The 12890-nt window shown below is 43.8% G+C and carries 10 protein-coding genes, 5 tRNA genes and 1 pseudogene; 4 read left to right on the top strand and 12 right to left on the bottom strand.

Features of this window, described 5'->3' with window-relative positions; all coding sequences use genetic code 11:
* Nucleotides 1-20 precede the first annotated feature (20 nt).
* Nucleotides 21-570: pseudogene (locus U4956_RS03655) on the bottom strand (IS607 family transposase); the annotation flags it as partial.
* Nucleotides 571-1491: 921 nt separating this feature from the next.
* Nucleotides 1492-2658 (bottom strand): FprA family A-type flavoprotein, encoded by a 1167-nt coding sequence (locus U4956_RS03660; RefSeq protein WP_323089106.1) that lies wholly within the window; start codon nt 2656-2658, stop codon nt 1492-1494.
* Nucleotides 2659-3120: 462 nt separating this feature from the next.
* On the opposite strand from U4956_RS03660, the gene U4956_RS03665 reads away from it, so the two are divergent.
* Complete coding sequence (locus tag U4956_RS03665; RefSeq protein WP_323089107.1) at nt 3121-4980, top strand: ISL3 family transposase; 1860 nt, start codon at nt 3121-3123, stop codon at nt 4978-4980.
* Nucleotides 4981-5043: 63 nt separating this feature from the next.
* Here U4956_RS03665 and U4956_RS03670 read toward each other — a convergent pair whose 3' ends face one another.
* From U4956_RS03670 to U4956_RS03685, 4 genes are all read right to left on the bottom strand, one after another.
* The gene (locus U4956_RS03670) at nt 5044-5253 is read right to left on the bottom strand and encodes a hypothetical protein (RefSeq protein WP_323089109.1); all 210 of its coding nucleotides are present in this window, start codon (nt 5251-5253) and stop codon (nt 5044-5046) included.
* A gap of 187 nt (nt 5254-5440) precedes the next feature.
* A complete protein-coding gene (locus U4956_RS03675) occupies nt 5441-5842 on the bottom strand; it encodes a hypothetical protein (RefSeq protein WP_323089111.1) in 402 nt (133 codons plus the stop codon).
* Between the two features lie 69 nt (nt 5843-5911).
* The gene (locus tag U4956_RS03680) at nt 5912-7150 is read right to left on the bottom strand and encodes an ISAzo13 family transposase (RefSeq protein ID WP_323088158.1); all 1239 of its coding nucleotides are present in this window, start codon (nt 7148-7150) and stop codon (nt 5912-5914) included.
* 163 nt (nt 7151-7313) lie between these two features.
* Nucleotides 7314-7700, bottom strand: a complete 387-nt coding sequence (locus U4956_RS03685; protein ID WP_323089113.1) for a hypothetical protein — start codon at nt 7698-7700, stop codon at nt 7314-7316.
* A 580-nt stretch (nt 7701-8280) separates the two neighbouring features.
* On the opposite strand from U4956_RS03685, the gene U4956_RS03690 reads away from it, so the two are divergent.
* On the top strand, nt 8281-8700 hold the full coding sequence (locus tag U4956_RS03690; protein WP_323089116.1) for a potassium channel family protein: 420 nt from the start codon (nt 8281-8283) through the stop codon (nt 8698-8700).
* Nucleotides 8697-9158 (top strand): potassium channel family protein, encoded by a 462-nt coding sequence (locus tag U4956_RS03695; protein WP_323089118.1) that lies wholly within the window; start codon nt 8697-8699, stop codon nt 9156-9158. Before U4956_RS03690 ends, U4956_RS03695 begins: the two co-directional genes overlap by 4 nt.
* A 161-nt stretch (nt 9159-9319) precedes the next feature.
* Here the strand turns inward: U4956_RS03695 and U4956_RS03700 are convergent, their stop codons facing one another.
* The 6 genes from U4956_RS03700 to U4956_RS03725 all read right to left on the bottom strand — a co-directional run bounded on the left by U4956_RS03700 (nt 9320) and on the right by U4956_RS03725 (nt 10656).
* Nucleotides 9320-10018 carry a hypothetical protein gene (locus U4956_RS03700; RefSeq protein WP_323089119.1) on the bottom strand — a complete coding sequence of 233 codons (699 nt, stop codon included), beginning with the start codon at nt 10016-10018 and terminating at the stop codon, nt 9320-9322.
* A 194-nt stretch (nt 10019-10212) separates the two neighbouring features.
* Nucleotides 10213-10286: transfer RNA gene (locus U4956_RS03705), tRNA-Gly, on the bottom strand.
* Nucleotides 10287-10288: 2 nt separating this feature from the next.
* Nucleotides 10289-10372: transfer RNA gene (locus U4956_RS03710), tRNA-Tyr, on the bottom strand.
* A gap of 41 nt (nt 10373-10413) precedes the next feature.
* Nucleotides 10414-10487 (bottom strand) — tRNA-Gly (locus U4956_RS03715).
* Nucleotides 10488-10490: 3 nt separating this feature from the next.
* Nucleotides 10491-10574, bottom strand: a tRNA-Tyr gene (locus U4956_RS03720).
* Between the two features lie 6 nt (nt 10575-10580).
* Nucleotides 10581-10656, bottom strand: a tRNA-Val gene (locus U4956_RS03725).
* Nucleotides 10657-11357: 701 nt separating this feature from the next.
* Here U4956_RS03725 and U4956_RS03730 point away from each other — a divergent pair.
* Nucleotides 11358-12701 carry a peptidoglycan bridge formation glycyltransferase FemA/FemB family protein gene (locus U4956_RS03730; RefSeq protein ID WP_323089121.1) on the top strand — a complete coding sequence of 448 codons (1344 nt, stop codon included), beginning with the start codon at nt 11358-11360 and terminating at the stop codon, nt 12699-12701.
* Nucleotides 12702-12890 lie beyond the last annotated feature (189 nt).

The raw sequence follows: 12890 nt of genomic DNA on the forward strand, positions 1-12890 counted from the left end.
TCGTTGTCCTCCTTGAGCAGTTTCCTGGTTTCTTCAATTATTTCCTTATTCTTGTTGCTACGTGAACCATATAAGATATAAGCGGCCAGAAAAAACAGTAATGATGGCAATCAGGTCGTCTGTGAGTTCCTGGGCGCTGTTTCGTTCTTCTCCCTGATTGATGATTACAATTTCTGTCTCCATCTTTTTGGCAAGATATTCAACCAGTTCAAAGCCGAAACGCAGCAGGCGGTCTTTGTGGGTAATGACAATGTGGCTGACTTTTCTGTTTATAAGCAGATCTATCAGTTTAAGCAGACCTGGCTTTTTGTAATTCATTCCAGATCCAATATCCTCAATAATCTGGTATTGCCAGCCCTGCTTCTGCATATAGATCTCAACAACATCTGCCTGCCTTTCCAGGTCCGCCATTCTTTTCTTTGTAGAAACACGGCAATAACCAATGGCGGTTCTTTGCGACTTTTCTGGAGTCTTCCCAAGATAGACATCCAGCTCTTCAGAATCAAACATATAATGGCCGCCAATAGAAAGATGATAAGGCAGGTTATCAGTTTTGATCATTCTGTACAAAGTATGTCTGGTAACTCCAAAATACTGGCAGACCTACGCGCTTTCTATTTCTATATTTATTGTACATTAGACGCAAAAAATGCGCAATAAAAAGACCGAAAACGCATTTATTTTATTTATCCAGATGGGCCTGACAAATGTCCCTTTCATGGTCAGGTTGACTAAAAACGTTCGCAATTAATGATCATAACAAACTCTAAAATGTTGATTTCAGGCGTAAACGTTCATATATAACAGACAAAAATTTCTTTTAGCGCTTTTGTCGGTCGCATCTTATCCATTATTGAATCTCAAAAGCATCTTTCAGAGGGCTTTCATCCCCATGGCAAGCCATGGCGTATTCGCCTAGCTTGATAACAAAGGACATGTTGGTGACGATGGACATGCAAAGAATAGTGGACAGGTGAAAAATGGAGGATGAGCCGATAACGGAATTTCAATCATTTAGCCCTTATTATTTTAAAATTGCCTTATTTATCCAACTGTTAAATCCCGTTTTACCCAGAAAAACACCTTCCTGCAAGACGAGCCTGATCGATCACAAGCCTGCTGCTCGCCAAAGAGCAATACAGACTGTTTTTTATCCATTGAATTCATCGCATAAAATCACCACACTTGTAAAGTTTTTCGGGCGTTTTTTTAGCAGTTTTGAAATAATATGCGCCTGTTGGTCTGTGTATTCACCTGTGTGTCGTCCCTTCCAGCTTTATCTTGATCTCCAACCTCATTCGGACATAATTACCCTCATTTCTGGCTGCCAGCCGCTCCCTTTCCTGCTTTTATGCACTCGTAAAAAAGGCAGAACCCGTAATTGGATTCTGCCTGAATACTTGCTGTTCATTTTATCGATTTCAAACTGCACAGCAGCCTTTTGCAAGGCTGAAGAACAGTTGGTCTGATGTTCAGGGGCGATTAGCAGCCTTAAGCAGCAATCAGGTTATCCGCAAGAGTTTCCATTTCAGGAAGATCGGATTCTTTCATGCTGGTTTTGATGGTGACGACTGGATCTACATACGTCAGATTCTGCTGTTTTGCCAGGATCTCTTTCATGGTCTTGGCAGCACTTGGAGCCCAGGAACCATTCTGGATCATACCAATTGTGCGGTTTCTGAATCCTTTGTGCGTCAGGATGGTTAACATTCTTTCCATTGGTGCAAAGACACCGGCATCATAAGAGCAGGCAATCAGCAGGATTTTTGGATAAACAAAGCACTGGGCAACCGCTTCATGCACATCGCAGCGGGTAACGTCCATCAGTTTTACGCTCTGGCCTTTGCTTTCAAGGATATCTTTCATCTTCTCAGCAACCACGTTGGTATGGCCATGGATGGAAGCAACCAGAATCAGAATTCCTTCTTTTTCCGGTTTATAGCTGGACCATGTGTCATACAGAGAAATGTAGTGGCCAAGGTTTTCTGTTAACAGCGGGCCATGAGTCGCGGCAATGGTTTTGATGTCCAGACCTGCTGCTTTTTTGAGCAGAGCCTGAACCTGCGGGCCATACTTACCAACGATATTCAGGAAGTAACGACGGCCTTCTTCCTCCCAGGGTTCATCGGCATCACGCGTGCCGAATTTACCAAAGGCATCAGCCGCAAAGAGAGTTTTGTCTTTGTCATCGTAAGTGACGATCACTTCTGGCCAGTGAACCATTGGGGCAGCGACAAAGTGCAGTTTGCGGTCACCTAAATCAAGAGTATCGCCTTCTTTGACGCTGATTTTGTTTTCTTCCGGAATTGGATGAACCTGGAAGTTTGGCATCATCTGCCAGGCTTTTGCAGAAGCAATGACTTTTGCTTCCGGGTGTCTTTCTAACAGAGCATCGATGCTGCCGGAATGATCCGGTTCAAGATGCTGGATGAGCAGATAATCAAGAGGTTTTCCTTCAAGGACTTCATCAACATGAGCCAGCCATTCGTCAGTTTTACGGCGATCCACCGTGTCAACCAGCAGAGTTGGACCTGCTTCACTTTTAATCAGGTAAGAGTTGTAGGCAATGCCATGTGGTACTTTGTACTGACTTTCGAATAAGTCAATATCGTAATCATCGCAGCCTACAGAAAATACGGTATCAGATACTTTTTCCATAGTGGTCCTTTCCACAGGAGAGCTTTCTTCTCCTTCTTATACCTTCTATTCTACCGTGAATCAGATGAACCGGACAGACTGATTCGATGCCTCACTACCATATTTGAAAAAATTATTTTCAATTTTTCTTTAATAAAGGCAAAAACCTGTTCTCAGATTTCTGTCTTGATTTGTTTTAAGCGTATTTGTTTGCGGAATCATTTTGAGTCTGAATCTTTTCTACTTCCTCGATGGAAAGACCAGATGCAAATGCGGTTCTTACGCAAATGTAGTTTTTAACACTGGTGATCAGTAGGGATTGTCCGCAATGACAGTCCCTTTTTTGATCATTTAAATAAATTAATTATCTTTATTAGGTTTGTTAAGCATCTATAATCAATAACCTTATTGCTCATTATTGCTTATTTCATTATCATAGAATTTCATGCTCTTTAAGGGGTTTCTGAAAGGACTGTGGTGACAATGAACAAACTGAGTTTTATCCGTATTCACGAAGAGAATAAGCCTGTTCACGATATTGAGTCCTCTCTCTTTGGTGAAGATTTGATTAAAGACGCTGACCGACAGGATTATCGGGACAAGTATGGCTGCCTCCACTTTTTTCGTATTCATGCTCCAGAAACCGGGAAAATCAGTGGACCAAACGGTGAAAAATGTATTTCCACAAATGGATATCAGGAACGCATCTGTCAGATCATGCCTGTTGGAGGCCAGACTGCTTATGTTCATATTCGCCAGGAACGCCTTGTCTACTTCAATAAGCATGGTAAGAAAGTTACTTTTGTGCTTCCTGTCAAGGGATACCGCTTTAATCAGCGGAAAAGTGACGAACTTACTGTTTTTCTGCTGTCTATTTCACTCTTCTGCTCGGCAAATGTGGCAGCACACGTGTGCCAGTCCATGGGCATTGATGTCTGCCATGATACCATCACCAGAATCTACAAAAACATTACAATCGTAGATAACCCTGATATCAAGGCCATTGGTGTCGATGACGTCAGTTCCAGAAAAGGGCGAACCTACCACACAGCTATTTACGATCTGAAAACGCACCAGGTTATTGCGCTGCTTGATGGAAGAGATGGCCAGGCACTTAAGGAGTGGCTGAAAAAACACCAGAAGGTTAAGATTGTAACCCGTGATCGTGCTTCCGCTTTTGCTTCAGCGATTTCTGAGATCTTGCCAGACTGTACTCAGATAGCAGACCGTTTCCACTTATTCCAGAATCTTGTAGGCCGTATTAAGGATATTTTGAAGTGTGAAATTCCATCTACACTCTATGTAAAGGATGGAGAGATTACTTCAGTAAAACCTGAGACAGAGAAAGCCGCGCCTGCTGTTCCAGAAAAAGTGGAATATGACAATACACCCGTTGCCGAAACAAACTGCCAGATCATCAAAGACAAAGCCAAAAGTGACGATTTTTACGCAGAACAGTATGAAAGACAGGCAAAAGTCTGTTCTGATAAGTACGCAATGATCTGTTCTTTGCGAAAAGAATGGGCTGAGACCGTGAAGCCTAAGTTCAAGGATTTTCAGGAGAAATATGACATCTCCTATCCTACTTTAAAAAAATACCTGAAGATGACGGAAGAGGAAGTTGAAGGAATAAAAGAGGTTAGAAAGCGACCAAAGTATAAGACAGACATGGATAACTATATCAATATAATTTATAAAATGGTTATTGATGGCCATAAACCCGCTGTCATCTATTCATACCTGCAATCTAAAGGATGCAGGGCCTGTTATGGTACGGTCTTGCATTATATTCATCAGATGAAGAATACTCATCTCAAAGACGAACTCATAAAGCCTTTTGACTATGACAGGGGCACTGAAGCGGTTCAGATCAAACGCTACGACATCGTGAAATACATGGTAACCAGCGATCGGGACAAGATGAAGGAGACTGAAGTTGCGAAAGTGTACGAACAGATTCTGGATAAGTATCCTGCAGTGAGATTCTGCGATCAGCTCTGGAAGGATTTCCATGAGACATTGATGGGAGACAATCCAGATAAACTTGACTGGTTCTGTACCAAATATGAGGAGAGTAGAATCCAAGGCTTTATAAACGGCATAAAAAAAGATATTGCGCCGGTCAAGAACGCAATATCCTATGAGCATAGCAGCGGGTTCGTTGAAGGCGGCAACTGCCGCTATAAGCTTGTCAAACGTACCATGTTTGGCAGAGCCAACATTGAACACCTGTTCCATAAGTTTTATGCCCAATCTAGTATAACGTGTGGTGGATTAAATGCCAGAACTTTGTTAGCAGACTGGATTGAAAAATCACGTTGGGAAGACAAAACGGTCATTTAAACAATGATCATGAATGAGAAACAGTCAGAATGAGAGGCTTCTACTGATCACCAGTGTTAAAAACTACATTTGCGTAAGATCCGCAAATGCCGCATCTTCCAAAGAATATTTTCCACTTTCAAGCATTCGAAGAACTGTTTGTTCCTTCTCTTCTTCATGACCTTCTTTCCAGCTCTTGTCCCTCAAATCTTCCATCGATTTGCACATAATATCAGCGCCCTCCTTGCTCTCTTTAAAAAAGAGCACTCTAGCATCCAGCAGGCTGTAATGCATATCATCTGCTTTGGTGCAGGAAAAATCATGCATCAACTTGCCAATCGGGGATTCATCCCGATACGCACCATTCACGTAGATTGTATGCTGGCCATTGCCAATCCTCTGGGTTGTTTCTGTGATACGTTTTTCTTTAATAAAGGCAAAAAACTGTTCTCAGATTTCTACCCGAATGATTTCAAAAGTGTTAATCAGTAGAAGCAGACTCTACCTGGATTTTTTTTACTTCTTCTACTGATATTTTAGTAATGGATGCCACTTCTTCAAGAGATAGTTTTCCAGTCGCAAGCATACCAAGTACATTTTCCCTTATCGTTTGGTCACGACCTTCTTTCCAGCTCTTGTCCCTCAAATCTTCCATCGATTTGCACATAATATCAACGCCCTCCTTGCTCTCTTTAAAAAAGCGTACTCTCTCAGCCAGCAGGCTGTAATGCATATCATCTGCTTTGGTACAGGAAAAATCATGCATCAGCTTGCCAATCGGGGATTCATCCCGATACGCACCATTCACATAAAGAGTATGCTGGCCATCATCAATAATTTGGCCAGTTTCTACGATGCGCTTTTCGAAATGATAAATCGGCAAACCACAGCCGATTACATCATGTTCAGTGATGAAAATGACATAAGGAATTGCGTAAAAATAAATCCCAATTTATTCAGACTTAAGCCCCTTGATTATATAATTCCAATGTGCTTCATTCCCGAAATGTGTGATGTCGATTTTGGACATTTCCTCATCCGATACCTTTTTGCCAATTGGATATTCGTGATCGTCTACAACGCATTTAACCTTCAGTCCGGTTTTTGTCGTTGTTGAGCTGATAAGCTCAACTACTGTCTCGATATCATAAAGCGGTTTGCCCTCCCAGTTTCGGGTGATATAACAAAACAGCCGATGTTCGACCTTGTTCCACTTGCTTGTTCCAGGAGGAAAATGGCTGACCCAGATCTCCAGTCCTGTTTCTTCAGCGAGTTTAGCCAGATCTTCTTTCCATAAACGGCATCTGCTTCCGTTGCTTCCTCCACCATCACAGTTGATGTATAGGCGCTTTGCATTTGGAAAGGTCGGTTTTCCGACAGTATTCCACCATCTGCGGATACTTTCTATGGCAAAATCACTCGTATCGTGATCTGTTCCCAGATTTACAAACCCTGTATTGTTATTGAGAAGATAGACCCCATAAGGATTGACCTTTCCAAGTTCTTTATCCAGAAAGTCATGGTCCAAAACAAGTCTGGGATCATGAGCCGGCCGGTATTCCGTACCGTTATTTTTAAAATTGCCAAGGTTCTCTTTCTTCTTTGTATCTACAGAGATGACTGGGTCCCCCGCGTCAAGGAATTCTTTGACGGTCGCGTTAATCGTCTGAAACTGTTCATCACGGTTTGGATGCGGTTTGCCTGCCTGAAGCATCTTCTTGTTGTTCTGACGGCTATATCCTTCTTTTTCAAGGAGAATGCCAACTTCAGAAGGGGAGACAGAAATCTGATATTCTTCCATGAATTTTTCGGAAATTTTGGATTCAGAAAGAGTGGTCCATGACAATGGATTCATCGGATTGCCATAGGTATGGTCGTCAATGATCATATGAAGGTCATCCAAAATCTCTGGGTGATGGTCTATGACCGTTTTACGGCCTGATCCCTTGAGCCTTTGGCGTCCCTGCTCTGGAGTTGGAACCTCCCCATGAAGTTCTTTTCTGCCCCGCTCAATCGTTTTAGGGTCAGTATGGGTAACGGTTTGGACATAGTGCTGAGTTCCGTATCCACACTTTTCGCAGATCCAGGCAAGAGCTTTTCGATTTGTTGGTTCATCAAAGCTGTCCTGCATGGCATTGTAGAATTCAAGGTAGTAATTAACTTCATCACTGGGTTCGTAGGCTTTCTTCATTATCCATACCTCCAAAGGAAAACGAGTTCTTCGGTTAAAGTATAGAACGAATGGAAGCTAAAATCAGAAACACAGTTTTGTCTCAGTGGATTCGGTCGGACTGAGAAAATCAATTATGGGAATTATGTGTAGCATTAAATATGGAATTACTTTTACGAAGTTCCTAAGTTACCGGCAGATCCTCGACTTTTTCCCCTTTTGGAAGAAGGTTAGAATCAATCTGGCTGTGGTGGTATCTGGCACGCACAAATCCTGCTCCTTTATCTGCCCGCTGAATCTCTACATTGATTGTACATCCTGAAATCGTTCTTGCTAAGACATCCAGTTTGACTGATCTGTTGGTCAAGTTGTCCACAAAAGCCTGTGTATGAACCTCAATCACCTGTAAGTTTTCCATGTCCAGGATAATTCGCAGGACAAACTCAATATACCGCGGATCTCCTTCAAAGCACTTTGTCATAAAATCGTCGTCTAAAAGGCGAAAATTTCGTAACCGCTCCAAATCTTCTTCACGCCATCGATAAAGCTGTTTCTTCTGTTTTAAAACCATTATTTCCTTCCTTTCTTCGTACAGGGACAAAGTAATCTTCCTGATTCTGATTTACCTGGTCGCTGTGTACGTAAATCTGTATCAGCAGCCGTTTCGCTTTGCTGGCCTGCAGCCTGACTCGATACCAGACTGGCAAGGGAATTTTTGCTGTTTCAATCGATATTCTCGTTAAACAGCAGGTATCGAATCGTTGAAGAATTCGGTGAAGTGAAAAGAGTTAGCTGGCTGATGCTCGATCTCACAGTCTTCTTTAAAGAACACCTCTATTTCCATGGCCAGCCGGCCGGAAAACGAGGATCTTTCTGACTAGAATAGAAGCAAACAATTTAGGACCGCCGATACTTCAACTGAATCCTTCTCCTTCCCCTGACACTCCCATATACGCGAAGCTGGGAAATCTGTTTTCTAACTGGCGTATTTTTTTTGCTTTTTTGAATTGAGCGGGATATTCGTCTTCTTTCCTTTGATCTGGCCCAGACAATAACTTTCAGAATCTGGCTGACAGTAAAGAAGCCTTGGCAGTCATCCCAAAAAGATGAAGCTGTTTCGTTGATTACAATGAAGCCATGGAGGGATACGAATGAAAACGATCAGAGAATACTGGCTGATGATCAAAAAGACGCACGGAGACAAACTGCTGCTTGGCTTTGTGATCTTCTATTTTGCAGACTGCTGGATCATCATGTTGTGCGATCCGGCTTTGGAAAATTATGGTGATGCTTTATGGATGGGATTCAGCGTAGCGACAACGATTGGGCTTGGGGATTATTCCGTCACTGCATCTTCCGCCCGCTTTTTTACGATTTTGCTTGGTGTGTACGGTTGTGTAATGGAAGCCTATATTCCCGGGCTGATCGCCTCCTACTACCTTCAGTCTCTTTCAAGGCGCCGGGATGCAATTGTCAGAAAGCATCTGAACGATCTGCAAAATCTCGACAGCATGACTCAACAGGAAAAGCGAAATCTCTCCCTGTCGATTCGAAAGGAAGGCACGCGATGAAAAACCTGGATCTGTTTGCGATTATTCTGCGCCAGACAAAAACCGTGCATTTTCTGGTTTCCTTTGTGGTGGTCTTTACAGTCCTGATTTTGTTGATCTGGCTGGTCGATCCCAATATCAAAACACTTTCCGATGCCATCTGGTTTGGATTCATGCTGGTGACAACGACTGGATTTGGGGATTTGACTGTCAGTTCCCTGGCAGGAAGAATGCTGGCGGTTATTCTGGGTTTGTATGGCATCCTGGCCATTGGTTTTATCACTGGAGTTGGAGCCAGCTGGCTTTTTGAAAAAGTCCGGGAAAATGGCAGCGGCTCGGTGGCCGGCATGGTTTATCAGCTCGAACATCTGGATGAACTTTCGGATACCCAGATTTCAAAACTGTCTGACCAGCTGCGTAAGACTGATTCACAATTTTCCGACAGTACATCCAAACCCGGAAACCAACAGAAAAATTGACGAGATGGATTCAAAGTTCAGATTCTTCTTTATCGATTCACGCTTCATAAAAACCACAAAGAGGGCAGCTTGTAAAAGTCTCGTGTCTTTTACCGGCTGCCCTCTTGATTTGGAGAACAGAATAAAATCTTGAAACAAAAGCAAGCTGGAATCTTCCTGCTTTAACCAGCAGCTGCAGACGATGCGTCTTTTAATTCTTCAGAGTCCAGGCGATGAACAGAGTTGAGGTCTTCACTGGAGACTTCGGTTTTAACAGATTCAATGATCCACTTGCCATCCTGAAGCCGAATCGTAATCTGATAGAAAACAGGTTCAACTGGCATCTCTTTGATTTCATCTTTCAGGGTGACCAGAACCTCATTGGCATATGCCCCATATAAAGAACGCTTCATGGCCTCTTCTCCCTGAAGCAATGCCCCGGCCGCCCCCAGAAAGTCCCGGCCAAGATAGCTCAAAGCCGCTTTGCCAGAAGCTTTGGCAATCAGCCCGGCATTGATCTCATCCACAGGAACGGCCATTCCCTGGACATGGACAACGATTTTGTCCGCTTCATATTCAATCGAACGAACGGTGCAGTCTTTCATTGTTTTCACAAAAATCTGGGTGAGCAGATCGGCGCTGGCCTGCTCAGTCTGGGCGAGGTCTCCATACTGGTTCAGATCCTGCAAAAGCATCTGATAAAACTGAGTCAGGGTCGACTCGTCCGAAATTTCGATCTGGGAAGTTTCAATCGTCTGGTATTGGCTGGCGATCGACTGAATGGTCTGGGAAAGCCGCCAGAACATAACGCCCGCAAAGCCGCCTGCCGCAATCAAAATCACAAGCAGGACAATCGCAAAAGTTTTCCAAAAATTTTTCATGGCTTTATTGTATCGACAAGCTGAGCGCAAAGAAAAACATCCAAATGACTTTTTTCTGGCCAGCGAATAAAAAGGACTGTTTGTTGGGGTATGAAATGACTGGCCGCTTCAGACGTTCCAAAGCAGACGACCTTCAGGTCTTCTGGGCATAAAAAAAAGGTGCAACCTTTACGATTACACCATTATCTTCAAAATGGAGCAGGTGATGAGAATCGAACTCACGTAGTCAGCTTGGAAGGCTGAAGTTCTACCATTGAACTACACCTGCAGTGGTGGAGAGAGGCAGATTCGAACTGCCGAACCCTAAGGAACTGAGTTACAGTCAGCCGCGTTTAGCCACTTCGCTATCTCTCCAAAAAAAATGCGATCTTGCGATCACATGGTCACATTCAAAGTGGAGCAGGTGATGAGAATCGAACTCACGTAGTCAGCTTGGAAGGCTGAAGTTCTACCATTGAACTACACCTGCAAGTGGTGGAGAGAGGCAGATTCGAACTGCCGAACCCTAAGGAACTGAGTTACAGTCAGCCGCGTTTAGCCACTTCGCTATCTCTCCAAATAATGGTGGAGGCTAACGGGCTCGAACCGCTGACCCTCTGCTTGTAAGGCAGACGCTCTCCCAACTGAGCTAAGCCTCCATCACTTGAATGCCTGATCATCATAACTGATTTTCAGATCGAACGCAACTCTTTTTTTCAAAGAATTTTTCGATTGAAATTCAGCTTGGTGATATGAGAAGTTCTTTGTCATCCGATCGGATCTGCTTTTTGCCTGTCCGTTCGAGATGGTTTCGAACCTCACGAGCGTTATCATGCCCGATTTGAAGCAAAAGGTCAAGTCTTTTTATTCAATCTTTTTTCGGCGCTGAACATGTTATCATATTTGCGGCCGCCAGCTGCCCTTTTTACCGCTCTTTTTTGCCGGCGTATCTTTCATCAAGGCAGCAAGGCGACAAAAATCCACTTCTTTGTCTTTGCAAAAAACTTTTTAAAAGTCTATGCCATGGAAGCGAGACCAAATCCGGAAGAGATCGGCCTTTCAGCCAGATTCTGAATTTCTCTTTACTCTCAGCCCTGATTTTTGTTGCCTTCAGTGGCAGAATATGGAATTCTTATCTGTCTGGGTTCCTGAATCAGACGATTCTGTCGATGAGACTCTTTCTTCTTTCAGACTTCCCCCTGTCTTCCGGCATCCAGATTCATCGCTTTCGTGACGACCATACGATAAACTTCAATGTCTTTATAACCACTATAATTTCTGGCCAAACGACATTGAAGCTTACCTGCTGAAAATAAAGACAGCCCGAAACAGCTGTACATTTAGAAATGAGGGAAACACAATGGAAATTCTTACCCTGACTCCAGAACAGTACGGACAGTTTCTGGAAGACTCCAGAATGGCCTATAACTTTATGCAGAGCATGCCATTTGTGAACTATATGAAAGCTCATGACGAGATTGAAATTTATGGCGGTGCTGAAAACGGAAAGCTGCTCTATGCCCTTCCAGTTATTTTCCGCCCGGCCATGAAACTGTTTAAATACGCATCCAGCCTGCGGGAATGGGTGGCTGCAAATCCAAAACTGCTTCAGGACGAAACACGCCTCCAGGATTTTGTTGCCGGCGTCTCCGCAAAACTGAAACAGAAAAAAGCCATTGTCTGGCTGGTGGAAAGCAGCATTGAGTATCAGCAGCATGACCGCAACGGCGATGTTTTAGAGGATGGCTTCCAGAACGAAGACTATCGCGAAATGCTGACACGTATCGGCTTTGAAAAAGGCTGCTTATGGCGTGGCTATGATGAAAGCAGACAATCCCGCTGGGTTTCCTGGATCGACCTCCAAAAAAACATGCCTGAAACCAGCCATGGCTATCCAATGGCTCTAGCCAACGGTCTGGAAGAATACACATGGCAGGAACTGCTCAAGGAAATGGCTGGCAATACCCGTCGTTCTTTCCAGAAAACCGATCTGCCTTATATCGTGACTGTCCGCAAAGATGGAACCGAGGATTTCGATCTGACGGATTTTGACGAACTGTTAGAAGCCAGCGCTGAAAAGCATCATTTTGGTGTCGGCTCCAAAGAGCACCGCAAAGATCTGGTCCGCTCCTTTGGAAATCACGGCTATGTCTCGACCGCTTATCTGGATGTAGAAGCTTACGAAAACTTCCTGAATGAAAAAGAAGCTGAATTCACCGCCAAAGAACAGGCAGCTATGGAAGTCTGTGAAAAAATGCCAAACTCCAAAAAGAAACGCAACCAGCTGCTGGAAATCCAGGAGCAGAAAAACCACAACGAAAAAGAGATCGCAGCCCTGGCCGAACTGAAACAAACTGAACCCCGCAAGCGGATTCCTCTGGCCTCTGGCATCTTCCTAGAAACGCCATCAGAGATGATTTATCTCTTCGGAGGAAGCAACCCGGCTTTAGCCCGGTATATGGGACCCTATGCCAACCAGAAAGAAATGATCCGCCTGGCTTTGGACCACGGCTTGCAGCGCTATAACTTCTGGGGGATCAGCGGCAACTTTCAACCCGAAGAAGAAGGGTATGGCGTTTATTTCTTCAAGAAAAATCTGGGGGCAACAGTCGGCGAATATTGCGGAGAATTCTATCTGATTCTCAACAATGTCTTTGGCAAACTGTTCCTCGATAAAATCCGTCCCGACCGCAAGCAGGCCTGAATCAGGATTCTGGTTTTCTCTTCTAAACCAAAGGCAAACCCATTCTTCATTCAAAGAGAAACTGCCAATTCTCTTTTTGTGAGATCTTTCTGTGGCTGGAAGAGTTCTTCTGGCTCTGGAAAAAGCCTTTCTGGCTCTGGAGGTTTTCAAGATGGATCAGCAGTATTTTTTCGGCGCTGGATAGAGTTG

Source organism: Allobaculum sp. JKK-2023 (assembly GCF_034745455.1).
GTDB lineage: Bacteria > Bacillota_I > Bacilli_A > Erysipelotrichales > Erysipelotrichaceae > Allobaculum.